The organism is Myxococcales bacterium (assembly GCA_022563535.1).
Lineage (GTDB): Bacteria > Myxococcota_A > UBA9160 > UBA9160 > UBA4427 > DUBZ01.
This window is the reverse complement of sequence record JADFNE010000007.1, coordinates 1-23,902: the sequence shown is the minus strand read 5'-3', so window position 1 is coordinate 23,902 and position 23,902 is coordinate 1. Positions and strand designations below refer to the sequence as shown.

The window sequence follows — 23,902 nt, the reverse complement described above, 5'->3', positions numbered from 1 at the left end:
TTCAATGACGCAGTAGACCCTGCTCCGACATGAACGCCTCGACCTTGGGCCAGGCAAACGGACAATCGTTGTGACCGCACGGCATGCGGACCAGCGTCGTTTCTGCCGCGGCAGCCAGGGATTCACCGTGTGAAACTGGAATCAGGGTGTCGCGCTCGCCGTGGAGCACCAGGACTGGAATGTCGAGGGATTTGACGACTTCGAGGTTGTCGAAGGGATCGATCACGAGCGAACCCGGAAACCCAAAACGCTTTGCCATCGCTTTGACACTGGTGAATGTCGACTCCAAGACCAATGCGGAAACCGGGCGTTGCGTCGTGAGTGCACAGGCGGCACCGCCGCCGAGGGATCGGCCGTAAGCCACGATGGCGTCGGGGTCGACATCCGCTTGATCGATGACAAAGTCGTAGGCGGCCACAATCGTTTCCGTGATGGAACTCTGGCTTGGCTTGCCGCCGGAGCGCCCGTAGCCGGGATACTCCAGCAACAGGACGCCGACTCCAGATTTGGACAGTCGCGTAAACACCTGGCCCCAATGGTCGATCAATTCACCATTGCCGTGAGTGAAGATGACAACGGGAAAGGGGCGGTCGATTGCGGCTGGACGCATGAACCAGGCCTCGACGTTCGCGTCGGGGCCGAGCCATACGACTTCGGCGCCGCGGGGTATGCGGGGTTCACCCGGCGGCACGGGCGGCCTCGGATACAGGATCCGACGCTGTGCCCCACCCATTCCAAAGTAGGCGAGGACCACGAGGATCAAGATCAGGGCGCCGCCAAGCATGAGCAGCTTCTGCATCAAGGCCCCGCTTCCGCCGCCGTGATCTCGCTTGCGGCCGCAACGAGCGCTTCGACGTCACTTTCGCTGGTGTTCCATGGGCACATGAATCGCGCTCCGCCGGTTCCGACGAAGGTATAGAAGCGCCATCCCCGCTCTCGAAGTCCCTTCTGCACTCGGAGCGGCAGCTCTGCGAACACCGCGTTGGCCTCAGTGGGTGCAATGATCTCGATGCCCTCGATCCCCTGCAAGCCGGCCGCGAGTTGCTTTGCCCGGGCGTTCGCGTTGGCAGCGTGTCGGAGCCAGACATCATCGTGAAGGATGCCGACCCAGGGTGCAGAAATGAACCGCATCTTCGATGCGAGTTGTCCAGCCTGCTTGCAGCGGTACGCAAAATCCTCGGCGAGTTCCCGGTCGAAATAGATGATTGCTTCTCCCGACGGCAACCCATTCTTCGTGCCGCCAAGACACAAGACATCGACCCCCGCCTGCCAGGTGATCTCCTTTGGCGCCACATTCAGAGACGCGACAGCGTTGGCAAAACGCGCTCCATCCATATGGAAAAGCAGGTTGAGTTTGCGTGCCGTCTCTCCCACGGCTTTGACTTCTTCCGGGGTGTAGACGGTCCCGAGTTCGGTGGCCTGGGTGATGCTCACGACTCGCGGTTTTGAAAAGTGGATGTCGGTTCGCCGGCCGACGACCTCGGAGATCTGATCGACGTCTACTTTGCCGTCGTCTCCGCCGACAAGAAGAATCTTGGTGCCGTTCGAAAAGAACTCGGGCCCGCCGCACTCATCGGTTTCGAGGTGTGCTCGTTCGTGGCAAATGATGCCGTGGTAGGACTTGCAGAGAGACGCCAGGGTCATGGAATTGGCGGCTGTTCCGTTGAAGCAGAAAAAGACTTCGCAATCAGTGTCGAAGATCTCCCTGAATTTGTCGGACGCTTCCGCGGTCCAGTGATCGTCTCCGTAGGAGGGGACGTGTCCCGCGTTCGCATCGGCGAGCGCAGTCCAGGCCTCCGGACAGATTCCCGCCGTATTGTCACTGGCGAATATGTAATTGTCTCGGCTGGTGTCTCTGCCGGTATTGCTGTCGCTTTCGGTGGAGGTGGATCGCGTCGCTGCCACTACTCATTCTCCTCGGTGCGCGTTCCCCATATGCTCCTGGCATTGTGACTTTGGGGTCGTCGAGCACGCGGTATCTGGAAGTCAATGGTATCACTCCGTTGCGCTTCAGCGCTTGGCCGCGATCGGGGCGAAGTCGAGCTTCATCCCATACCATCGCGCCATGCCGAACACCATTCTCGCGCCCGGCTCTGAGCTTGATTGCACTGCGCTCGCCGAGTTCGTCTCCGGGGTATGGGACGAAAGCATCGTTCCGGAGTTGATCAACTACATCGCCATTCCAAATCAGTCTCCTGCCTTCGATCCCGACTGGGAGGCGAACGGGTATATGGCGAAGGCGGTCACGCTGATTGAAAGCTGGTGCCGCGCTCAGCAGATCGAGGGGCTCACGGTCGAGGTCATGCAACTCGAAGGCCGCACGCCCGTCATCTACATGGAGGTGCCCGCGACTCCAGGCGCAGGCGGCTTGGAAGATTCGGTGCTCCTCTACGGTCATCTCGACAAGCAGCCCGAAATGACCGGCTGGCGAGAGGACCTCGGTCCCTGGAAGCCGGTGCTCGAAGGGGACAAGCTCTACGGGCGCGGCGGTGCAGATGATGGCTATGCGGCTTTCGCTTCCCTGACGGCGATCCGGGCACTAGAGCTTTTTGGCGGCAGTCATGTTCGCTGCTCGATCTTGATCGAAGGTTGCGAAGAGAGCGGTAGCTACGACTTGCCTCACTACATCGAACAGTTGGCGGATCGCATCGGTTCGCCCAGTCTGGTGATCTGTCTGGATTCTGGATGTGGCAACTACGACCAACTCTGGAGCACCACGAGCTTGCGCGGGCTCGTCACCGGAACCCTGCGCGTTGAAGTGTTGGAAGAGGGCGTGCACTCGGGAGATGCGAGTGGGGTCGTTCCCTCGAGCTTCCGCATCCTGCGTTCACTGCTCGATCGCATCGAAGATCCAATCACCGGAGAGATCCGAGTCGACGAGTTCCATAGCCAGATCACCGATGCGCGAAAAGAACAGGCGCAACTCGCCGCCGAAGTACTGGGCGATATCGTTACCGAGAAGTACCCCTTTGCGGGAAGTGCGCACGCGACTTCCGAGGACCGGGCAGAGCTCGTGCTCAACCGCACCTGGCGGCCGGCACTTTCCGTCACCGGTGTGGCGGGTATGCCGTCCCTCGAAAGCGCTGGCAACGTGCTACGTCCCTTTACGGCGATGGAGTTGTCGCTGCGACTCCCTCCCACGGTTGTTGCCAGCGAAGCAGCGGATCAGTTGAAGCAAATTCTCGAAGCGGACCCGCCCTATGCAACGACCGTTACGTTCGAACTCGGCGAACCAGGCCAGGGCTGGGAGGCCCCGGCGCTGGCAGATTGGCTCAAAGAGGCGGTCGACTCCGCATCGCAAAATTATTTCGACGCACCCGCGGTCTACATGGGCGAGGGAGGTTCGATCCCGTTCATGGGCATGCTGGGAGAGAAGTTTCCTGACGCGCAGTTCTTGATCACAGGTGTGCTGGGTCCCGGTTCGAACGCTCATGGGCCAAACGAATTTCTGGAGATTCCCACCGGGAAGCGGGTGACGTGTTGTGTGGCAGAGGTGCTGGGGCGGCATGCCGCGCGCTAGTCGCTTCGGGATATACGGTCGCTCAAATTGACGCTATCTTGGCGCCCCCAGTCCAACTCTGAGCCGATCGAGCGCCCGACGCATGGCTCTGGGAGTTCAGTATGACGTACGACCTTCTCATCGTGAACGGAACCATCGTAGACGGAACCGGCGCCCCACCCTACCGAGGTGATGTCGCTGTTCGAGACGGCAAGATTGTTGCAATTGGTGAAATCGGCGAAATTGGTGAAATAGGCGAAATAGGTGATATAGACGAAATAGACAATGCCAATGCCGCCAGCGAGACGATTGACGCCAAGGGTCAAATCGTGACGCCCGGCTGGGTCGACATTCATACCCACTTTGACGGGCAAGCGACCTGGGACCCGTTGCTCACCCCTTCTTGCTGGCACGGCGTCACCACCGTCGTGATGGGCAATTGCGGAGTCGGCTTTGCGCCGGTGAAGCCCGAGGCGCGCAACTGGCTTGTCGAATTGATGGAAGGCGTCGAGGACATTCCCGGATCGGCTCTCAGCGAAGGCATCCAATGGGATTGGGAAACCTTTCCCGAATTCATCGATGCCCTCGAGAAACACCCCCACGCCATGGATATCGGAACGCAGATTCCTCATGGTGCTGTGCGGGGTTATGTGATGGGCGATCGAGGCGCCAAGAACGAGCCCGCCACCCCCGCAGACATTGAGGCCATGGCTGCCATCGTCAAAGAAGCGATCGAAGCCGGTGCCCTCGGTTTCTCTTCCTCGCGCACCCTGGTACATCGCGCGCTCGACGGCGAGCCCGTGCCCGGAACCTTCGCGGCGGAAGACGAACTCTTTGGCATCGGGATGGCGCTCAAGGAAGCGGGTGCCGGCGTCTTTGAGTTGGCGCCGGCTGGGGTGATGGGCGAAGACCTGGCGGCCCCACGCAAAGAAGTCGCCTGGATGCGCAAGCTTTCCCGGGAGATCAACCGTCCGGTGAGTTTCGCGCTGCTACAGATTGATCAACAGCCCAAGCTCTGGCAGGAAATTCTCGAAATTTGTGACGAGAGCAAGGAAGAGGGGTCCGACTTGCGTCCACAGGTGGGCTCGCGTCCGACCATGTTGCTGATCGGCTTGCAAACATTCTCTCCCTACAGCTTCCGTCCCACGTATGCGGCACTGGCCGAGCTTCCCCTCGACGAGCGCGTGCGTGAATTGCGCAAACCCGAGATCAAGGCGCAGATCCTGGGCGAAGCCCCGGTGGACGAGGACCCGTTGCTCGCATTCGTGCTTTCGGGCATGCACAAGATCTTCTTGCTCGGAGAAGTGCCCGACTACGAGCCAACCGCCGACAAGAGCATCGAAGCGATTGCCAAAGCAAGCGGTCGAGACGAACACGACGTTCTCTACGACGCAATGCTCGAACTCGATGGCAAGGCCTTGCTGATGGTGGCCCTCGTGGGTTACGCCGACGGCAACCTCGAGGCCATGCGCGAGATGCTCGAGCACCCCGACACTGCCTTTGGCCTGGGAGACGGTGGCGCCCACGTGGGAGCCATCTGCGACGCATCGATGACCACGTACCTGCTCACGCACTGGACGCGGGACCGCAAGCGCGGCCCGAAGCTCTCGCTGGAGTTCGCGGTCAAGAAGATGACCAAGGATACGGCAGAGCTCTACTCGCTGAACGATCGCGGGCAGCTCAAGGTCGGGTACAAGGCGGATATCAACGTGATCGACTACGACCGTCTGCGCCTGGAACTCCCCTACCTGGTCAACGATCTGCCGGGCGGTGCCAAGCGTCTGATTCAAAAGGCTGTGGGATACACCGCCACGATCGTAAGCGGCGTGGTGACCTTCCGCGACGGCGAAGAAACGGGGGCCCGACCAGGTGCCGTGATCCGCGGAGCACAGTGCTTGGTTAGATGAGCGAGTCTGAAGTCATAGAATTCGAAGAACCCGAGCCCGGCCAAACCTGCGCCGTGGAATTCGGTCCGTTCAAGGTCCTCATCTGCAACGTGGATGGGGAACTGTTCGGGGTTGAAAACATATGCACCCACGCGCGAGTCTCCCTCACCACTGCCAGATTGATCGGCTCTGATATCGAGTGTCCGGTCCACGGTGCGCGTTTCGACGCGCGCTCAGGCATCGTGATGTGTCGCCCCGCGCGCCGCGGACTGAGGGTATTCTCCGTGACCCGCGTTGCCGGCGGCGCATTGATTTCGCTAGACTGAGCCCGCGCCCGACGAGGAGATTCCATGAATCCCACGTTGATGATCGTCCTGCTCTGGTTGGCTTTCGCCGCCAGCCACCTCGCACTTTCCAGTCTCAATCTCAGGCCCAGGCTCGTCGCCGTCCTCGGCGAGAAGGGCTTCATGGGTGCCTACTCCCTGATCGCCCTCGCGATCTTCGTGCCGATGGTCACGATCTACTTCGACAATAAACACGCGGGTCCCATGCTCTGGTCCGTCGCGATGACTCCTCCGCTCGAAGCGTTGGTGACGATCGCGATGGGAGTGGCGGTGCTCATCTTGGTCGCCGGGCTCATCACCCCGAGTCCGGCTTCGCTCTCCGTTCCGGCCCACAAGCCTGTCGAAGTACGCGGCGTGCATTTCATCACGCGCCACGCGGTGTTCATGTCGATCGGGATCTTTGGTTTGATACATCTGATCCCCAACGGGTTCGCGAGCGATATCGCGTTCTTTGCCGGCTTTCCGATTTTCGCCGTGATGGGCTGCGTACACCAGGATCAGCGAAAGCTCGTGACCGACGCAAAACGCTATCTAGAATTTCATGCCGAGACGCCCTTGATTCCATTTACGGGGGGCCGTGTCCTTCGCGGCTTGAGAGAGATCTCACCCATCGCCTATCTGGCGGGCATCGGCCTGGCCATCACCTTGCGATATTTTCATGCGCAATGGTTCGGGGGGTAGGTCGGCTCAAGCCGTTCTGCGGGGAGTTGACGGGGTGACGAGGGCAAAGAGAAAGACTGCCCCGGCCAGCGCGCAGCACCACAACAACCCGACTCGATACGACCCGAGGTAGGTCTTGGCCGCTGCGAGAAACGCCGGGCCGACTGCGCTCGCTGCCACCATGCAACTCATCTGAACACTCGAAATTGCGCCGAGATGCGTGCGGCCAAAGAAGTTGGGGATCGCCACATTGAGCAGGGTGCTGAAGAGTCCGCTGGCGCAACCCCATCCCACGACCAACATCACCATGAAGAGGGTATCACCGAGTCGTCCCGCCCCGATGAACGCAATGGTTTGAAAGCTTACGCAAGCCAGAACGAGCACGCGCACCGGTACCCGGTCGGCCAACCACCCCGAGATCATTCCAACCATCGTGCTGACGATCGCCGTGGGGATGAACAGTTTGACGGCCTCGCGCCCACCGATCCCGGTGTCGGCCCCGAGGTCGATGATGTGAAACGTGACACCTGTAAAGACCATCGCCTGGAGCGAGAGCACGAATGTCACCGACCAGAAGGGCGCAGTACGCATCGCTTGTTCGCGGGTGAAACAGGGTTCATCGAACATGTCCAAGTGCGTCGCCGTTGTTTTTTCGTAGTCAGGGGATTCGCCATCCATGCGCAGTCCGCATTCTTCGGGGTTCTCTCGAAAAAAAACGAGAATCACCAGGCCCATGCCGACTCCGACCAGGCCGGCGAGGATCAACCACGCCCCGCGCCAATCCGCGAGATCGATCAGCCACAGCAAGAGCAGCGGCGCGATCGCGAAACCGCCGGAGACGAACACGCCGGATACTCCCGATGCAAGCCCGCGTCGTCGTTCGAACCATTTGGCCATCATCGTGCGCGAGGCCATCGTGAGTATCCCCTGGCCGCTGAAGCGCAACATCATGAACCCCAGGGTCAGAACGGCGGCGGCTGCCGGGATCGAGCCCACGCCAGCGAGGGACGAGAGACCGTTAGCGATCGTGTCGACCTGTGTCAGCAGGCACAGGGTCGCGGCGACCACCAGGCATGCGACGAACCCGGTCGCCCGGGCACCGTGGCGATCGAGATAGGTCCCGCCCAGGGGCAGGAGCAGGCTGCTCGCGAGGGTTCCGGCGAGGTAGGTGTAGGTGAGTTCGAGCCGGGTAAGTCCCGTCACCCGGATCAGATGATCGGTAAAGACACTTACCCCCATGGTTTGCCCGGGGATGCTCATCACTACACCGAGGGTGGCCACCCCGACAATCACCCATCCGTAAAAGAAAGGAAGCCGCTTCGGCGAGAACGGAAAGTTGGGAGACAGCCACTTCATGGGCGGCCGAATCTAGCAGTGAATCGCGATTGAACCAGATTAGAGGCTGACTTCGAAGTCGAGACTGCCGCTAGCGTCGGGGCAGGGTCGTCTACCGCATAGAAGCGAGTCCCGACGCGGCCGACCGAAAGCATCGGTTAGACTGGCAGGCCGAAGCCCGCACATCGAACGAAGACGCAGCGATGGGGAGCAGGCCTCGGGATCCGATACCAGGAGTTCAAACCGATGGAACAAGCTCGAGATATCGCCGATCAGGCGCGCATCCTGGTTCGAAGTGTCGACTCGGGCGTCCTATCGACCCATTCCGTGGAACACGAGGGTTATCCGTTCGGGTCGATTACTCCGTACGTTCTCATGCCCAATGGCAGCATCTTGATCTATCTCAGCAGCATTGCTCAACACACCCACAACATCCTGTCGGATCACAAGGTCTGTCTGACGGTGGCGGAACGGGAAGACGACTCCCAGGCTTCCGGTCGAGTGACCCTCCTGGGTGACGCGCAGATGGTTTCGCAGGATCGCGTGGAGGAAGTCAGTCGGCGCTACTTCGCTTTTTTCGGGTCAGCGCGGGGCTACGCGAACGTCCACGACTTCAGCTTCGTTGAAATCGAACCCATTCGCATCCGCTACATCGCGGGGTTCGGGGACATTCACTGGGTCGAGAAGGAAGAATGGATACAGGAAGTTCCGCAGTGGCAAGCTGACGAAGCCTCGATCATCGGCCACATGAACGACGATCACTCGGATTCTCTCAGCGCCATGTGTCGGCGTTTTGTCGCGGACGAATGTGAATCCGCCGAGATGCTCTCCCTGGACCCGAATGGTTTTCACGTCCGCACCCCGAACCACATCCACTACTTGAGCTTTGACGTGCTGTGCAGCACGAGCCAGGCGGTGCGCGCCGAGATGATCCGCCTCTCGCGACTCGCCAGCGCGTAGCGAGTGATTCAGTCGGGGTTTCCGCAGAGATTGATGCTCGCAGGGGTGCGGCGCTGCTAGTCTGGGTATTGGCCCATGAATGAATCCGCTAGCAAACTTGTTCTCGAAGCGTTTCATCCCGCGGTGCGGACCTGGTTTGAGCGCAAGTTTCCGGAAGGGCCGACAGAGCCGCAGGTCGAGGGGTGGCCGGCGATTGCGCAGAATGAAGACACGCTGATCGCAGCGCCGACCGGTTCCGGCAAGACGCTCTCGGCCTTCTTGATTTGTATTGATCGTTTTTACAAGAAAGCCGCGAAGAACAGCCAGGCGTTTTGCCTCGACGCCATCGAGACCCCCGAGCGGGAAGGCGTCGAGGTCGTGTATGTCTCGCCCCTCAAGGCGCTCGGGGTCGACATCAAGAAGAATCTCGACGAACCGATCGCGGAGATTGCAGTCATTGCCAAGGAACTTGGCTATGTGGTGCCGGAGATTCGGGTCGCGGTGCGGAGCGGTGACACGACACCCAGCCAACGCGCCGCGATGCTGCGCCGCCCCCCTCAGCTATTGATCACGACTCCCGAATCGCTCTACTTGATGATCACGGCCGAACGCAGCCGCGAGATTTTGCGCGGCGTTCGCACGCTGATCGTCGACGAGATTCACGCGGTGGCCCGAGACAAACGCGGCTCTCACCTGGCACTCTCAATGGAACGTCTCGAAGCACTCTGCGACGAACGCCCCGTTCGCATCGGCCTCTCGGCGACCCAGCGTCCCATTGAAACGGTGTCGCGGCTGTTGGTTGGATCTGGAGTCGGTCGCAACCGGGACGATGGCACCCCCAAGTGTCGCGTGGTCGACTGCGGTCATCAGCGCAAACTCGATCTGGCGATCGAGTTGCCCGGGAGCGATCTGGAAGCGGTGGCCTCGGGCGAGCAGATGGGCGAGGTGCTCGACCGCATCGCAGAACTCGTCAAGCAGCACACCACGACCCTGGTCTTCGTCAACACACGACGGCTGTCCGAACGGCTGGCGCATCTGCTGGTTGAACGGCTCCCGGCAGATAGCGTGGCGGCCCATCACGGCAGCTTGTCAAAGGACCGACGTCTGCGGGTCGAAACCCGACTGTGCGCGGGGGACTTGGGTGTGCTGGTCGCCACTGCATCCCTCGAATTGGGGATCGATATCGGCCCGGTCGATCTCGTATGTCAGATTGGTTCGCCCCGGGCGATCGCCACATTCCTGCAACGGGTCGGGCGCTCCGGGCACTCCCGCCGCGGCACGCCGAAGGGACGGCTCTACCCATTGACGCGGGACGAGCTGGTCGAGTGCGCCGGGCTGTTGCATGGGATCCAAGCGGGTCAGCTCGACGCGATCCTGCCACCGGTTGCCCCGCTGGACATACTCGCGCAACAGATCGTCGCGGCTTGTGCGGCCGAAGACTGGACCGAGGACGCACTCTACGAACTCATTACAAAGGCGTCGCCCTTCGCCGGAGTGACGCGCGCCGAGTTCGATGAACTGATCGCAATGCTTTCCGACGGTGTCGTGACGTCGAGGGGACGCCGCGGCGCCTATCTGCACCGGGACCGGGTCAACGGTAAATTGAAAGGTCGTCGCGGTGCGCGGCTCGCCGCACTGACCTCGGGAGGTGCCATCCCCGATCGCGCGGACTACCGCGTGATCATGGATCCGGACGACACCTTCGTGGGAACGGTGGACGAAGATTGGGCCATCGAGAGCATGGCGGGGGATATCTTCCTGCTGGGAAGTACCTCGTGGCGCATACGTCGGATCGAGGCGGGGGTCGTGCGAGTGACCGACGCCCAGGGTGCTCCGCCGACCATTCCATTTTGGGTCGGTGAGGCCCCGGCGCGTACCAAAGAACTTTCCGACGAAGTATCGAACTTGCGCCGCGGCTTTTCCGAGTGGCTCGACCGGAACGATTTCGAGGGTGGACGCGGCTGGCTGCAGGAGCAATGCGGCATCAACAAGAGCGCCGCCGATCAAATCGCGCGCTATCTGAGCGCCGCGCGCACCAACCTCGGCGTCTTGCCGACTCGCGATCATCTCGTGATCGAACGTTTCTTCGACGATACCGGGGGCATGCAGCTCGTGGTGCACTCGCCCCTGGGCGGCCGCATCAATCGGGGCCTCGGGCTCGCCCTGCGCAAGAAGTTCTGCGTGAACTTCGATTTTGAGTTGCAGGCGGCTGCGAGCGACGACGCCATCGTGCTCTCCCTCGGCCCCCAACACAGTTTTCCCCTGGCAGACGTCCCGAAGTTTCTCCACCCCGACACCACGGAAGCAGTACTTTCTCAGGCGGTCCTCGTCTCGCCGATGTTCACCGCGCGCTGGCGCTGGAACCTGAACCGCTCCCTGCTCGTCTTGCGTTTTCAGGGTGGACGGCGCAATCCCCCCGCGATTCAACGCATGCAGGCCGACGACTGGATGGTCGCACTATTTCCAAGCCTGGCGGCGTGCGCGGACAATATGGACGCGGGGCCCATCGAAATCCCGGACCATCCCATTGTGCGACAGACACTTTACGATTGTCTGCACGAAGCGATGGATATCGATGGCGTGATCGAACTCGTCAAGGGGATTCGCTCGGGCAAGGTGCGGGTGCACTGCGTCGATACCACCGAACCGTCCGTGCTCTCCCACGAGATCTTGAACAGCCGGCCCTACACCTTTCTCGATGATGCTCCTCTGGAAGAGCGCCGCACCCGCGCAGTGTCCATGCGCCGCGGGCTTCCGGTCGAAGCGCGCGAACTCGCGACCCTCTCTCCCAAAGCACTCGCTCAGGTGCGCGAAGAAGCGCGCCCGAATCCTCGCGATCCCGAAGAGTTGCACGACTGGTTGTTGTCCCTCGGCGTGATGCGCCCCGAGCCCGAGTATGGCGCGCATTTCGATTCTCTGGTCGAGCAGGGACGGGCGTATGCAGTCTGTCTGGGAGATCAGCGACTCTGGTGCGCGACCGAGCGCCGACGTGGAGCGGAAGTCGTTTTCAAAGAGGTTCGCTTCGAACCCGATCGACCCCTGCCCGAGGTGATTGCCGCCGAAGATCCCGGGACTCCAGAGGTGATCATCCGGGAGATCGTGCGCGGCCACCTCGATTGCACCGGCCCCGTCGACACTGCAGAAATGGTGCACCGCACGGGACTCGAACCCGTCGATGTCGAGATTGCGTTTGCGACCCTCGAAACCGAAGGCTTCGCCCTGCGCGGGGAATTCGATTGCGGCCGCGGCGAACAATTCTGCGCGCGTCGGTTGTTGGTGCGAATCCACCTTGGAACCCAGGAACGACTGCGCCGCGAGATCGAGCCGGTCACCGCGCAGGATCTCATGCGCTTCTTGCTTCGCTGGCAGCGCGTGACGCCCGAAACCCGGCGCGAAGGTCGCCGGGGAGTGCTCTCGGTAGTCGAGCAACTGCAGGGTTTCGAAATTGCAGCGGGCGCGTGGGAAGAGGCGATCTTCGCGAGCCGGGTCAAGGGCTATCGCTCGAGTTGGCTCGACGGTCACTGCATGTCCGGCGAAGTGGCCTGGGGACGCTTGACTCCCAAAGCGTTGGAAGGGGGAGCGAAGCCGAGTCGCGGTGGCGGCGCCCCTTCAAAGGCTACGCCGATATCATTTTTGTTGCGCGCAGATCTTCCCTGGTTGCTCGCGGCAACTCGCGGTGATGTACAACCCAGTGAACCCGGCCCGGGTGCCGCGCTCGAGGTATTCGAGGTACTGCGCGAAAAGGGCGCGCTCTTCCACAGTGAATTGGGTGCGTGTTCGAATCGCCTGCCGGTCGAGATCGAAGAGGGACTTTGGGAACTGGTATCCCGGGGTCTCGTCAGTGCCGATGGCTTTCAGGCCGTTCGCTCGCTGCTGAGTTCGCGAAGTCGATGGGCCCGCAACACGGCGCGCCGACGAGTGCAGCGTGGCCTGCGTCGGGGGACCCGTGGCAGCACGAATGCGGAGGGCCGCTGGTCTGTCTTTCCAGGGCGAAACATGGGTGCGGCTGAAGACCTCGATGCGGACGAACTCGCCGAAGCGATCGCCGAACAATTGCTCGTGCGCTACGGGATCGTGTTCCGGGATCTCGTCGCCCGGGAAACTCTCGCTGTACCGTGGCGCGAAATTTCCTGGGCGTTTCGACGCATGGAAGCCCGCGGCAGCATTCGCGGAGGTCGCTTCGTCAGCGGGTTCGCCGGTGAACAGTACGCACTGCCCGGAGCAGTAGATGCGCTGCGCCGCACTCGAAAAATGGAACGCAATGGCGAAATTGTGAGAGTCTCGGCGTGCGATCCACTGAATCTCGTCGGGATCATCACCCCCGGCGTTCGGATCCCCGCCGTTCGCGGTGGAGAAGTCGTCTATCGCGATGGCATCCCAGTTACCGATGAGATCGGTGAGACGCACGAGCAAGGACAAGCTGCTGTCGTTGGCAATGAAGTCGGCAATGAACAGGGCTCGTTGCCCTATTGAATCGTCCCCGGGATGCCCGTTGCGGGATGATCCTTCAGATCGGGGCCTCGAGGTCCGATAGTTCCGGTTATGGAAGCCACGTTCTTCGTCGCCAAACAGCAACAGGCCATCGGAGTTCGTCACTACGACGATCTCCCGGTCGAGCCGATTGGCGAACCCCTGGAGATCGCGTCATGCAAGACCCTCGTCGCACTGGCTGCGGCCATTTCCGGCGGGGAGCAGGGCCCGTTGCAGCCGCTTCGCGATGCGACGTGTCAGTCGTTTCCCATCTTCACCTTCGAGCCGTCCGTCGTGAAGGCGTTGGCAAATCTGATCGAGGACGACATCGATGACATCGCGCGGTTGTGGCTCGAGACTGCGGAGTGGGATGGTGAAGATCCCGATCTATACGAACTCAGCGATTTCCTGAAAGAACTGAAAGCAGGAATCGGGACGATTCGGAATCTCGGGGAACGGCTCTACATCCTGCTCGAAGAGAAGGCGTACTAGGAGTCTGCGCGAACCTCAATCGCCCTCGAATTCGCATAGCGCGAAGCACTCGATTCCCATCGCGCGCAGCCGTTTCATGCCGCCGAGGTCCGGCAGGTCGATTACAAAACAGCATCCGGCGATATTCGCTCCGGTTTCCTGGATCAACTTGGCAGCGGCTTCCGCCGTGCCTCCGGTTGCGATCAGATCGTCGATCAACAGCACATTGGCCCCGGAATCGATCGCGTCCCGATGGATCTCCAGACGGTCCTCGCCGTATTCGAGTTGATAAGACATGCCGATGGTCTCACCGGGCAGCTTCCCCGATTTGCGCATCGGCACAAAGCCGAGGCCCAACTTGTAGGCGACCGCTGTGCCGAAGAGGAAGCCTCTCGCCTCGATCCCGGCCACGCAGCTGATCTCTTTGTCCTTATAGTGGTCTACGATCGCATCGATGGCCTGACGCAACCCTTCGGGATTGGAAAGTAGCGTCGTGATGTCGCGATACTGGATGCCGGCTTTGGGGAAGTCGGGAATCGTACGAATAAAATCAACAATCGCCACAGTAGCTATCTCCTCGTTCAATTCAGGACTGTCGTTTAGCTCAGGGCTGTAAAACGCGCCCGGCCACGGCGTCCAGGGTGCGCAAGACACTCGGATCGCGCGCGTCCGGTCCGGTGATGATGGCGTCCTCGAGCGCCCGATGGCAGCCGCTGGGGCAAGGGCGTTCGAGTGGATGAATCTTGGGTGCAATCTGCTTGACCAGCGTGCGGGCGTTGTCCGCGTTTGCGAGCAATACCCTCACGATGTCCGCGACCTGGACGGCGTCGTGGTCTGGATGCCAGCAGTCGTAATCCGTCACCATGCCGACCGTGGCGTAACAGATCTCCGCTTCGCGAGCGAGGGAGGCTTCGGGAAGGTTCGTCATGCCGATGACATCGCAACCCCAGCTCTTGTACAGCTTCGATTCGGCGAGAGTGGAGAACTGCGGCCCCTCCATGGCAAGGTAGGTTCCCCCTCGCACTACGTTCAGGCCCAGATCCCGGGCGCTGTCGTACGCCAGGTTTGCGAGGCGCTCGCAGATTGGATGCGCCATGGAAACATGCGCGATCACGCCGCGCTCGAAGAATGTCTTGACGCGATTGCGGGTCCGATCGATGAACTGATCGATCACCACGAAGGTTCCGGGAGCCAACTCCTCCTTGAAAGATCCGACCGCACTCAGGGATAGGATCTCGGTTACGCCGGCTCGCTTCAAGACATCGATGTTGGCCCGGTAATTGATGGCGCTCGGCGAAAGCGTATGGCCGCGCCCGTGACGGGGCAGGAAGATCAACTTTTGTCCTTCGAGCTCGCCAAACAAAAGTTGATCGGAGGGATCGCCAAAGGGGGAGCTCACCGTCTCCCACTGAAGCTGACCCAGTCCCTCGATCTCATAGATTCCGCTTCCACCGATGATTCCCAGTACAGCTGTCACGTATCGCTCCATTTAATAGGTACATCGAGGTTTGGCAAGGCGACATGGTACCGCCGAGCCTCGATAATCCAACAGGCGAACGTCGGGAATCCGATTCAGCGGGCTCGGTAGAATAAAGTGTGCGCGCTGATGCGCCAAGCCTCAAAGCGTCGGTGCGCGAGCAGTCGGCTTCGCAATTGGCGATCGCCGCGGTGATAGGCGGAAAAGAACGCCGCAAGGGTTCGGGGGCGAAGGGCGTCGCGCGTACCGTGTTTGTGCAGCGATCGATACAGCCGCATGAGTTCCACCATGCGACGTCTCGGCGTAAGTTCATTGCCTAGTCGTGCTCGATCGAGATCGACAATGATGACGTCGATTGCATCGATGGCATCACCTGCATGTGCAGATCCGCGGATCAACAGATTCTTGATATGGAGATCCGCGTGTCGGCACCCGAGATCGTGAAGCTGGCGAACGGCTGAACCCGCTGCGCGCGCAGCCCGCAACAGCGTCGTCCTGTCGGGCCCGGCTGCGAGAAACGCGACCCCGTCCATGGCCTCATCCACGTGAACACTCGCAAGTGCGGCCTGCCAGAACCAACCCCTTCGCCTGCCCGCCACGAACCCAGGCTTGGGCACCGGCGCTCCGAGTTTTGCGAGCGCCGCCGTCGTGCGAAGTTCAGCCAGAGGTCGATCGAGACTGAGGAACCTCGCACCTGTGATGCGGGCCAGGGAGCCTCCGTGGATCAGGGGCCGGATGTGCAGCCGCGTCGAGGTTCCGGGCAAGTCCAAGATTGCAGTGTTGCCTCGGCCGCTGGAGCCACGGATCGTCCCCAGCAGTGCCGCGAGGTCTCCGTCTCGATCGAATCGCAGAGATTGGGTGGCCTGTTTGAAGGGTTCCGCCAGGGATTCGGCGACCACCACGTTCCAGGGGCCAATCGAGAGTTCTCGAAACTCGTCGGTGTTGCTCGAATTCGCTGGGGCCATGGCGTCTGTCGCACTCTCTGTGGGGCCGAGGGTGACGACGAAATAGCATCTGGTCGCGCTCCCAACAACTTTGGCCACACGTTTCGAGAATGCGCGGACGTCTCCAATTATGGTTTCGAGATTGCTGGCCGAAGGACGGGAGTGTGCGCGAAGTCTGCCGCGCGAGGTATTGTGTCTGCCCCACCCAGTTTTGGCGAGGCCCGTCATCGTTCACTGTCTCAACCCACTCTCATCACCACCCCATGCAGAGCGTGTCTTGATCATTCGACTGGGCGCGATGGGTGACGTGGTCCGCACGCTGCCCGCGTTGCAGGCCCTGCGCGTTGCCTACCCAGATGCGCATATCAGTTGGCTGGTCGAGAAACGCGCGGCAGGCGTGCTCGAGGGGCGCGACGATCTCGATCGGGTGATTCAGTTTCCGCGCGAACACCTGATGGATTTGTTGCGCCGTCGTCAATTCGATGAGTTGTGGCAACAACTCACAGGATTCGTGCGGGCTCTGCGCGCCGAGCAATTCGATCTGGTCATCGATTTCCATGCAATTCTCAAGAGCGGTGTACTCGCGATGCTGAGCGGCGCTCGGACGCGGGTGTCGTACTCCCGGCCGTTCAGTCGCGAGTGGAGTTTCTTGTTCGCCAACCATCGCGCTCGATTGTCCCCGCACAAGATGAGTCGCTACGACCGCAACGCGGGTCTACTGAAGTTCTTGGCGATCGATTCGGTCGAAACAGCAATACTCACTGTCGATAAAGCTGCGGACACGCGTATGGGTCTGGCCCTCAATGGCTCGAAGGCCTGGATCTTGATCCACCCCGGTTCGAGCAGCGGGGCGGACTACAAGCGCTACCGACCTTCGGGTTATGCGGATCTGGCGCGTGGGCTGAAGCGCAGAACCGGTCTCGACTCGATCGTAGCCCTGGGCACCAGCGCGGAGGAGCGCGCACTCGCCGAAGAAATTGTCGCAGGTTCTCGCGGTGCGGCACGCCTGGCTCCCGCAACTTCAGACCTCGCAGAACTGATCGCATTGATCGACCGCGCGCGCCTGTTTGTCGGGAGCGACAGTGGGCCACTCCACCTTGCCACGTCCCTCGGAACTCCGGCGGTTCAGATCATGGGGCCGACGGATCCCATTGAAAACGAACCGCGGCGGGGCACGCACTGGAAGCGGGTGCGGCTACCGGTTCCCTGTAGCCCGTGTCGTCGAGGTTGCGCCCAGGCGACCTGCATGGCGATCATCCCCCACGATCTCGTGTTGGAAGCCGCGCTCGAATGCCTCGCCGATTCCCGCAACTCGTCAGCCGCAAAGCGGATGGCGTTGTCTCGAACCCCAGCAGTCGCCATCGCACAGCCATGGGCCTGAGTTCCCCGTCGGAAATTCTCGTTCGCGGTCCAAACTGGGTGGGGGACGTAGTCATGGCTACCCCCGGTCTGCGCGCATTGCGGGCCGAGTTTCCCGACGCGCGTATTCGTTTGCAGCTTCGAAACGGTCTCGAGGGTCTCTTGACCGCATGTCCATTCGTGGACGACGTGATGCCCGTGCATTCATACCATCGGGGTGTGGGGGCCTTGATTCGCGAAGGTCTGGAGTTGCGCCGGCAAGGCCGCTTCGAGCTTGGGATTTGTATCCCCGACTCGTTCTCGTCGGCCCTGCTGCAGCGGTTGGCCGGTACACAAAAAATTGTAGGATATGCCGGAGGAGTCCGGGAAGCTCTGTTGCATCAGCGGGTTCCCGTGCCGGCGGCATGGGGCCCTCGCAAGTTCGTCCCACGAGAGCACTTCGTGCTGGGCCTGATGGAAGCGGTTGGCTGCAAGGAACGCGGAACTCATCTCGAACTCTTCACCTCGGTTCAGGAAGACCAGCGCGTCGATGCCGTACTACGGCAGCATGGTGTGGCGGCGAACGATCCTCTGGTGATCCTCGCTCCCGGGGCGTCGTTCGGTTCGTCAAAATGGTGGCCTGCCGCGTCCTATGCCCGGGTCGCTGATGCGCTCATGAAGTGCTCTGTGCGGGTGGCACTGTTGGGTGCCGCATCCGAAGCCGCGCTGACCTCGAAGGTTTCCGAAGCGATGAGCGAGCGTCCCATCGATCTTGCCGGGGTGCTGTCTCTCGCCGAGGCGAAAGCGCTCGTCCGCAGGGCCGCGCTCGTGATCTGCAACGATGCGGGGGCGCGCCACATTGCTACAGCCTTTGGGGTTCCGTCCATTGTGTTCATGGGACCGACCAGTCTCGAAAAGACCAACCTCAACCTCGACGGAGTCGAGGTCCTCCAAACCGACGACGATTGCCGCCCCTGTTACAAGCGCACCTGCCCGATTGATCACCGCTGTATGACGGGGATCGATCCGGGGCGTGTGATCAATCTCGCAAAAGCAACCCTGGGCCTGGCCCCGTGATGCCTGACAATGTAATTGATCTCTCGGTCGTGATCTTGAGCTTCAATACCCGGGCGCATCTACTCGAGTGCCTGGAGTCGGTCGAGCGCGAAATTTGCGGGCCCGACATGAAGCGTACGAGCGAAGTCATCGTCGTAGACAACGGATCGAATGACGGGTCGGTCAGCGCGCTGCGCGAAAATTTCTCCTGGGTCGACGTGATCGCCCTCAAAAAAAATATTGGCTATGCCCGCGGCAACAACCTGGCCCTTGCACGCGCGCGCGGTCGGATCGTTCTATTGCTCAACAGCGATGTCGTGCTCGAACCCGGTTCGATCGAAACCACCTTCGCTTTCCTCGAAGAACATCCACAGGTCGGCGCGGCGGGGATTCAGTTGATTCATCCAGACGGGCGTCTGCAAAATTCGATTCACCGGTATCCGAGCTTCCCGCGCGAAGTGTTTCCGGTCTGGTTGCTCGAAACCCTGGTACCGGGTCGCTTCCCCTCGAAGCGACGTCCGGTGCGCGCGCCAATTGAAGTTGAATCCGTGTTGGGGGCCGTGCTCTTCGTACGACGCGAAGTGCTCGAGCGCGTGGGGCTTCTGCCCGAAGCCTATTTTTTCTTTTTGGAGGAAACCGACTGGTGCTGGCAGATGCGTCGCGCGGGCTTTTCGATTTACCACATCCCGGGAGCCCGAGCGCTCCATCACTCCGGGGCGAGTAGCAAGAAGAAGGATCCGATCGCAACGCGAATCGAATATCACCGCTCGCTATATCATTTTCTGCGGGTCAACCGCGGTGTCTCGAGTGCTACGGGGGTACGAGCGCTTCGGATCTTGAAGGGACTCGTCTCGATCCCGCCGCTGGCATTGCTGGCGGTGGTTTCGCCGTATCACAGGATGCGTCTTCGCAGCGTTGGTCGGCTGCTGCTCTGGCACGCGATCGGTCGTCCGGCGAGCTGGGGACTCTCGGAATCTGCGCCCAGCGTGGGGTAGCAGTCCGCTCCGGAACTCCCGTCGGAGTAAAAAACGCGTGCCGGGCAAGGGCGGGAGTTCTGCACCGGGCTGCTACGATCCCGCACAAAGCAGCCGAAAGCCGGAGAAAGGAAGGGCGTGGCTCAGGCGCGAAAACCGAAGTTGGATATGCGACGGCTTGAGAAGTTGCTGAAGGATTTCTCGCGAGTGCGGCTCGCGGTCATCGGCGATGTCTTGCTCGACGAATATCTGCGAGGCGACGCTCTGCGGATCAGTCCGGAGGCTCCGGTCCCGGTCGTTCATGTGCAGGGCGAAGCGATTGTTTTGGGCGGAGCCGGCAATGTGGTTCGCAATGTGGTTTCACTTGAAGCAGGCTGTGAGTTTTCTTCGGTTGTTGGAAACGACTCGGATGGAGACCGCGTGATTTCGCTGTTGGAGGAACTGGGGGTGGACGCCGGGGGCGTGGTCCGTGCAGAGGGCAGGCCGACCACCCGCAAGACCCGAGTCGTCGCCCGAGGGCAGCAGATCGTGCGCGTCGATCGCGAAACCCGCGAACCGATATCCAAACCCGTGCTCACGCAATTGCTGGAGCGCCTGCCCGAACGTCTTCGCGCATCGGATGCCGCGGTCCTCGAGGACTACGGCAAGGGCTTGTTGGTTCCAGCAGCGATACGAAAAATCATCGCGTGCTGTACAAGCGCTAACGTTCCGGTCTCGGTCGATCCCAAATCGAAATTGCGACCGTTTAAAGGAGCGGCATTGCTGAAGCCGAATCTTCGGGAAGCCGAACATCTCACTGGGGTCTCCGCCAGCGAAAAGGGTGGTCTCGACCGAATTGCCAAAAAGCTTCGCGGGGCGGTGGGGAATGCCGATTTGGTCATTACCCGCGGCGGCAGTGGGATGTCGCTCTTCGTGCCCGGCGAATCGCGATGTGATGTGGCGACGAGCAACCAGGAGGTGTTCGACGTACAGGGCGCTGGAGACACAACCATTGCCGTGCTCGCCCTGGCCCGCGCGGCAGGGGCAACTCTGATCGAAGCTGCGGTGCTGGCCAATGCGGCCGCCGGAGTGGTCGTTGAAAAAATAGGCACCGCTACAGCGAGCCGCGACGAAATTGCGGCACGTCTACCCGCGGCACTCGCCGCCGCCAGGGAAGGATTTGCATGACCGATTCATCGCGTGCGCCAGGTCTTCGCAGCATGACCGGCTTTGGCAGCGCGTCTTTTACGATCAGCGATTTGGCCTTCGAGGTCGAGATTCGTACCGTGAATCACCGTCATCTCGATCTGCGCCTGAAATTGCCACGCCAGTTCGCAAGCTGCGAATCAGATGCGCGCGCTCGAGTTTCCCATTACCTCGGGCGCGGCAAGGTGGATCTCTCGGTGAACCTCGCCGCAGGGGCGAGACCCACTGCGGAACTCGAGATCGACGAGCACGTGGCAGGACAATATGTAGACGCTGCGCACCAACTCTCGCGCGGCTTCGAGGTGACGGGCGCACTGGACGTGACGGCGCTCATCGCCATGCCCGGAGTGACGCGCTTTGTCGAACCCGGTCTCGAAGAATCGGAACTCTCGCAGGTACTGTGCGACGCGATCGATCGTGCGCTGGTCGCGGTTGATCATACGAGACTCACCGAGGGCAACACGATTCGGGCGGACTTCGAGAATCGACTCGCTCTTGTCTCCGAATTGATCGAAAAACTCGATTCGCGCTCCGGCGTCGTGCGACAGAGTGTCAAGGACCGACTTCGAAAGCGCGCGGGACAATTGGAACTCGAAACGGGGTTGGTCGATGAGGCGCGCCTACATCAAGAAATTGTCATCGCAGCGGACCGCCTGGACGTCAGCGAGGAGATCGCGCGACTGCGCAGTCACCTTGAACAGTTTCATGCGATACTGGCATCGGCCGGACCGGCGCAGATGGTGGGGCGACGACTCGACTTCCTGCTCCAGGAACTGGGTCGCGAAGCAAACACGGTGGGGAGCAAGGCAAATGATGCGCCACTCGCCCACGATGTCGTCGAGGTGAAAACAGAACTCGAGCGAATCAGAGAGCAGGTTCAAAATTGTGAGTAAGGCCGAAGGGCGCACGAGCGGCAAATCGGGGCGGAAATCCCGGGCTGGGGATCCGGGCAGCGCTGTCGTTCGCATGCTCAATATTGGTTATGGCAATCTCGTGTTGGCGTCACGGGTGATTGCGGTGGTATCACCTACTGCGTCTCCCATGCGGCGACTTCGAGAAGAGGCAGCGGAGCGGAACAAGTTGGTCGACGCGACCGAGGGACGTCGTACCCGGTCGATCCTGGTGACCGATAGCGATCACGTAATCCTCTCGGCCATCAATCCAGAAACGATCGCCGCACGACTGGCACCCGATACATCAGGGACGTCGTCATGAGCGGTATGACCTTCGTCATTTCAGCGCCGTCGGGCACGGGCAAGACGACTGTGTGTCAAAACCTCATCGAGCAGGACGATAAACTTCGCTTCTCGGTGTCCCACACCACGCGAAAACCTCGCCTGGGCGAAATGGACCGAGTCAATTACCACTTCGTAGACGAAGTTGAGTTCAATCGGCTGGTCGCGGAAGAAGCGTTTTTGGAATCAGCTCGTTACGCCGGCAATCTCTACGGGACGAGTTTTGCCGCCATCCGCGGCACCCTCGAAGCCGGGCGCGACATCATGCTGGAAATCGAGGTGCAGGGCGCGCAACTGATCCGGAACAGAAAGTTCGAGGCTGTGTTCATCTTTTTGCTGCCCCCTTCCATGGAGATTCTCGAGCAGAGATTGCGAGATCGAGGTACGGACACCGAGGAATTGATCAAGCAACGTCTGAGCGAGGGGAACGCCGAGATCACGATGGCCAAAATTTTCGATTATGCGGTGATCAACGACAAACTCCTGAACACCGTAGAGCAGGTTCAGGAGATCATTTGTGCCGAACGCACCGGTGAAATCAAAGACGTTCGCGCGCGATTCGGCGTTGCCAAGGTGCTGGAGAACTGGCTGAGGCTGGTCGAGTAGCAGTACGATTCTCGCGATGAATCAAAGATCGGCTGCGATTTCGCACTGATGCAGACCGGCGTTGCCCAGCACAACCCGCTACCGAGCCGCGCAGGTCTGCTCTGCCAGCATTGCTGCAGAAGGCTTGTCCGGGTACCTTCTCCCCACCCCCGGACAATTCTGTCAACCCATTGATCTAGCAAGAGAAATGGGATTGGTGATCGGACCAATCCCGGCCGGGGACGATATTGGTAAAACCGATGCTTCGCTTCAATGACATTGCCGACCGCATGCTGGAGTACAACCCCGGCATCGACCTGGAGCTGCTTCAGCGCGCCTACGTTTTTTCAGCGAAGGTTCACGAGGGGCAGGAACGGCTCAGCGGCGAGCCGTATCTCATTCATCCCCTCGAGGTGGCGGGCATCCTCGTCGAGATGCGCATGGACGACGTCTCGGTAGCCGCCGGTTTGCTGCACGACACCCTCGAAGACACGCTCACAACCCGCGACGAACTGGAACGCCTGTTCGGCGAGCAAGTTGCGTTTTTGGTCGACGGTGTCACGAAGATCGCCCAGATCGAATTTACTTCGCAAAGAGAACGACAGGCCGAAAACTTTCGCAAGATGCTGATCGCCATGTCGAAAGACATTCGCATCTTGCTGATCAAACTGGCCGATCGCCTGCACAACATGCGAACGCTCAATTACCTGGCCGAAGATACCCAGTCTCGCATCGCACAGGAGACGGTGGAGATCTATGTGCCGCTGGCCAATCGCCTGGGTATTCACTGGGTGCAGCAAGAACTCCAGAATTTGGCCTTTACCGTGCTTCATCCCCAGATTGCAGAGGAGCTCGAGAAACAACTGGCTGGGGGACGCGGAGAGCGCGAGAAGTACATCGAAGAAGTGATCAGCAGCCTCGCGACCCGTCTCTCCCAGGTGGGGATACGCGCCGAGGTGACCGGTCGAGTCAAAGATCTGGCTTCGGTCCACGCCAAGATGGAAGCCCAGGGTGTCAGCCTCGACGAGATCTACGACGTGATCGCGTTTCGCGTAATTCTCTCCGGCAATGAAGAACATTGCTACGCGGCGCTAGGCATCATTCACAGCATCTGGAGTCCCGTGCCCGGACGCTTCAAGGACTACGTCGCGCTTCCCAAACCCAATGGCTACCAGTCGCTTCACACTGTGGTGATTGGCGCCTACGGCGAGCGCATGGAGGTGCAGATTCGAACGAGCGACATGCATCGGTCTGCGGAAATGGGAATCGCCGCGCACTGGAAATACAAGGAAGGCCGGATCGACTCAGACGCGGAAGATGAGCGACGGTTCGCCTGGCTGCGGCAACTGCTCGAGTGGCAGAGCGAACTCGATGATCCACACGAATTTCTGGATGCCGTCAAAGTCGATCTGTTTCCCGACGAGGTGTTTGTGTTTACACCCCGAGGCGAGGTGATCAACTTGCCGAGCGGCGCCACGCCGATCGACTTCGCTTACGCGATTCA

General features: G+C 60.7%; 21 protein-coding genes. 15 read left to right on the top strand and 6 right to left on the bottom strand.

What is annotated here, in order from left to right; translation table 11 throughout:
• Position 1: 1 nt before the first annotated feature.
• Both IH881_03805 and IH881_03800 read right to left on the bottom strand, forming a co-directional pair.
• The gene (locus tag IH881_03805) at positions 2 to 799 is read right to left on the bottom strand and encodes an alpha/beta hydrolase (protein ID MCH7866796.1); all 798 of its coding nucleotides are present in this window, start codon (positions 797 to 799) and stop codon (positions 2 to 4) included.
• Entirely contained in the window at positions 799 to 1,833 is a 1,035-nt protein-coding gene (locus IH881_03800; GenBank protein ID MCH7866795.1) for a low specificity L-threonine aldolase, read from the bottom strand. The genes IH881_03805 and IH881_03800 overlap by 1 nt, the downstream gene beginning before the upstream one ends.
• A gap of 232 nt (positions 1,834 to 2,065) precedes the next feature.
• Here IH881_03800 and IH881_03795 point away from each other — a divergent pair, with 232 nt between their 5' ends.
• From IH881_03795 to IH881_03780, 4 genes are all read left to right on the top strand, one after another.
• Positions 2,066 to 3,520, top strand: a complete 1,455-nt coding sequence (locus tag IH881_03795) for a M20 family metallopeptidase (protein MCH7866794.1) — start codon at positions 2,066 to 2,068, stop codon at positions 3,518 to 3,520.
• 101 nt (positions 3,521 to 3,621) lie between these two features.
• Positions 3,622 to 5,406, top strand: coding sequence for an amidohydrolase family protein (locus tag IH881_03790; protein MCH7866793.1), 1,785 nt, complete (start codon positions 3,622 to 3,624; stop codon positions 5,404 to 5,406).
• Positions 5,403 to 5,711, top strand: coding sequence for a Rieske 2Fe-2S domain-containing protein (locus IH881_03785; protein ID MCH7866792.1), 309 nt, complete (start codon positions 5,403 to 5,405; stop codon positions 5,709 to 5,711). Before IH881_03790 ends, IH881_03785 begins: the two co-directional genes overlap by 4 nt.
• Before the next feature lie 24 nt (positions 5,712 to 5,735).
• Positions 5,736 to 6,410: a hypothetical protein gene (locus IH881_03780; protein ID MCH7866791.1), complete on the top strand. Its 675-nt coding sequence runs from the start codon at positions 5,736 to 5,738 to the stop codon at positions 6,408 to 6,410.
• Positions 6,411 to 6,416: 6 nt separating this feature from the next.
• On the opposite strand, the gene IH881_03775 is transcribed toward IH881_03780, so the two are convergent.
• Positions 6,417 to 7,649: an MFS transporter gene (locus tag IH881_03775; protein ID MCH7866790.1), complete on the bottom strand. Its 1,233-nt coding sequence runs from the start codon at positions 7,647 to 7,649 to the stop codon at positions 6,417 to 6,419.
• 321 nt (positions 7,650 to 7,970) lie between these two features.
• On the opposite strand from IH881_03775, the gene IH881_03770 reads away from it, so the two are divergent.
• The 3 genes from IH881_03770 to IH881_03760 all read left to right on the top strand — a co-directional run bounded on the left by IH881_03770 (position 7,971) and on the right by IH881_03760 (position 13,625).
• Complete coding sequence (locus tag IH881_03770; GenBank protein ID MCH7866789.1) at positions 7,971 to 8,684, top strand: DUF2470 domain-containing protein; 714 nt, start codon at positions 7,971 to 7,973, stop codon at positions 8,682 to 8,684.
• 75 nt (positions 8,685 to 8,759) lie between these two features.
• On the top strand, positions 8,760 to 13,136 hold the full coding sequence (locus IH881_03765; GenBank protein ID MCH7866788.1) for a DEAD/DEAH box helicase: 4,377 nt from the start codon (positions 8,760 to 8,762) through the stop codon (positions 13,134 to 13,136).
• 69 nt (positions 13,137 to 13,205) lie between these two features.
• Complete coding sequence (locus IH881_03760; protein MCH7866787.1) at positions 13,206 to 13,625, top strand: hypothetical protein; 420 nt, start codon at positions 13,206 to 13,208, stop codon at positions 13,623 to 13,625.
• A 15-nt stretch (positions 13,626 to 13,640) separates the two neighbouring features.
• On the opposite strand, the gene IH881_03755 is transcribed toward IH881_03760, so the two are convergent.
• The 3 genes from IH881_03755 to IH881_03745 all read right to left on the bottom strand — a co-directional run bounded on the left by IH881_03755 (position 13,641) and on the right by IH881_03745 (position 16,046).
• Entirely contained in the window at positions 13,641 to 14,168 is a 528-nt protein-coding gene (locus IH881_03755; GenBank protein ID MCH7866786.1) for an adenine phosphoribosyltransferase, read from the bottom strand.
• A gap of 40 nt (positions 14,169 to 14,208) precedes the next feature.
• A complete protein-coding gene (locus IH881_03750) occupies positions 14,209 to 15,093 on the bottom strand; it encodes an S-methyl-5'-thioadenosine phosphorylase (GenBank protein MCH7866785.1) in 885 nt (294 codons plus the stop codon).
• A gap of 83 nt (positions 15,094 to 15,176) precedes the next feature.
• Complete coding sequence (locus tag IH881_03745; GenBank protein ID MCH7866784.1) at positions 15,177 to 16,046, bottom strand: hypothetical protein; 870 nt, start codon at positions 16,044 to 16,046, stop codon at positions 15,177 to 15,179.
• A 256-nt stretch (positions 16,047 to 16,302) separates the two neighbouring features.
• Between IH881_03745 and IH881_03740 the strand changes: the two genes are divergently transcribed.
• The 8 genes from IH881_03740 to IH881_03705 all read left to right on the top strand — a co-directional run.
• Positions 16,303 to 17,406, top strand: a complete 1,104-nt coding sequence (locus tag IH881_03740) for a glycosyltransferase family 9 protein (GenBank protein MCH7866783.1) — start codon at positions 16,303 to 16,305, stop codon at positions 17,404 to 17,406.
• Positions 17,407 to 17,459: 53 nt separating this feature from the next.
• Entirely contained in the window at positions 17,460 to 18,440 is a 981-nt protein-coding gene (waaF, locus tag IH881_03735; GenBank protein MCH7866782.1) for a lipopolysaccharide heptosyltransferase II, read from the top strand.
• Positions 18,440 to 19,414: a glycosyltransferase family 2 protein gene (locus IH881_03730; GenBank protein ID MCH7866781.1), complete on the top strand. Its 975-nt coding sequence runs from the start codon at positions 18,440 to 18,442 to the stop codon at positions 19,412 to 19,414. Before waaF ends, IH881_03730 begins: the two co-directional genes overlap by 1 nt.
• A 147-nt stretch (positions 19,415 to 19,561) precedes the next feature.
• A complete protein-coding gene (locus IH881_03725; protein ID MCH7866780.1) occupies positions 19,562 to 20,560 on the top strand; it encodes a bifunctional hydroxymethylpyrimidine kinase/phosphomethylpyrimidine kinase in 999 nt (332 codons plus the stop codon).
• Positions 20,557 to 21,471, top strand: coding sequence for a YicC family protein (locus IH881_03720; protein ID MCH7866779.1), 915 nt, complete (start codon positions 20,557 to 20,559; stop codon positions 21,469 to 21,471). The genes IH881_03725 and IH881_03720 overlap by 4 nt, the downstream gene beginning before the upstream one ends.
• Positions 21,472 to 21,544: 73 nt before the next feature.
• Positions 21,545 to 21,793 (top strand): DUF370 domain-containing protein, encoded by a 249-nt coding sequence (locus IH881_03715; protein ID MCH7866778.1) that lies wholly within the window; start codon positions 21,545 to 21,547, stop codon positions 21,791 to 21,793.
• A complete protein-coding gene (gene gmk / locus IH881_03710; protein MCH7866777.1) occupies positions 21,790 to 22,419 on the top strand; it encodes a guanylate kinase in 630 nt (209 codons plus the stop codon). Before IH881_03715 ends, gmk begins: the two co-directional genes overlap by 4 nt.
• Before the next feature lie 239 nt (positions 22,420 to 22,658).
• A partial coding sequence (locus tag IH881_03705) for a bifunctional (p)ppGpp synthetase/guanosine-3',5'-bis(diphosphate) 3'-pyrophosphohydrolase (protein ID MCH7866776.1) occupies positions 22,659 to 23,902 on the top strand: 1,244 nt, incomplete at its 3' end.

Excerpts from the sequence above, each read along its gene's own strand:
- IH881_03805 (MCH7866796.1), bottom strand. The coding sequence starts at position 799 with ATGCAGAAGCTGCTCATGCTTGGCGGCGCCCTGATCTTGATCCTCGTG.
- IH881_03795 (MCH7866794.1), top strand. The coding sequence starts at position 2,066 with ATGCCGAACACCATTCTCGCGCCCGGCTCTGAGCTTGATTGCACTGCG.
- IH881_03790 (MCH7866793.1), top strand. The coding sequence starts at position 3,622 with ATGACGTACGACCTTCTCATCGTGAACGGAACCATCGTAGACGGAACC.
- IH881_03785 (MCH7866792.1), top strand. The coding sequence starts at position 5,403 with ATGAGCGAGTCTGAAGTCATAGAATTCGAAGAACCCGAGCCCGGCCAA.
- IH881_03780 (MCH7866791.1), top strand. The coding sequence starts at position 5,736 with ATGAATCCCACGTTGATGATCGTCCTGCTCTGGTTGGCTTTCGCCGCC.
- IH881_03775 (MCH7866790.1), bottom strand. The coding sequence starts at position 7,649 with ATGAGCATCCCCGGGCAAACCATGGGGGTAAGTGTCTTTACCGATCAT.
- IH881_03770 (MCH7866789.1), top strand. The coding sequence starts at position 7,971 with ATGGAACAAGCTCGAGATATCGCCGATCAGGCGCGCATCCTGGTTCGA.
- IH881_03765 (MCH7866788.1), top strand. The coding sequence starts at position 8,760 with ATGAATGAATCCGCTAGCAAACTTGTTCTCGAAGCGTTTCATCCCGCG.
- IH881_03760 (MCH7866787.1), top strand. The coding sequence starts at position 13,206 with ATGGAAGCCACGTTCTTCGTCGCCAAACAGCAACAGGCCATCGGAGTT.
- IH881_03750 (MCH7866785.1), bottom strand. The coding sequence starts at position 15,093 with ATGGAGCGATACGTGACAGCTGTACTGGGAATCATCGGTGGAAGCGGA.
- IH881_03745 (MCH7866784.1), bottom strand. The coding sequence starts at position 16,046 with ATGGCCCCAGCGAATTCGAGCAACACCGACGAGTTTCGAGAACTCTCG.
- waaF (MCH7866782.1), top strand. The coding sequence starts at position 17,460 with ATGGCTACCCCCGGTCTGCGCGCATTGCGGGCCGAGTTTCCCGACGCG.
- IH881_03730 (MCH7866781.1), top strand. The coding sequence starts at position 18,440 with ATGCCTGACAATGTAATTGATCTCTCGGTCGTGATCTTGAGCTTCAAT.
- IH881_03725 (MCH7866780.1), top strand. The coding sequence starts at position 19,562 with ATGCGACGGCTTGAGAAGTTGCTGAAGGATTTCTCGCGAGTGCGGCTC.
- IH881_03720 (MCH7866779.1), top strand. The coding sequence starts at position 20,557 with ATGACCGATTCATCGCGTGCGCCAGGTCTTCGCAGCATGACCGGCTTT.
- IH881_03715 (MCH7866778.1), top strand. The coding sequence starts at position 21,545 with ATGCTCAATATTGGTTATGGCAATCTCGTGTTGGCGTCACGGGTGATT.
- gmk (MCH7866777.1), top strand. The coding sequence starts at position 21,790 with ATGAGCGGTATGACCTTCGTCATTTCAGCGCCGTCGGGCACGGGCAAG.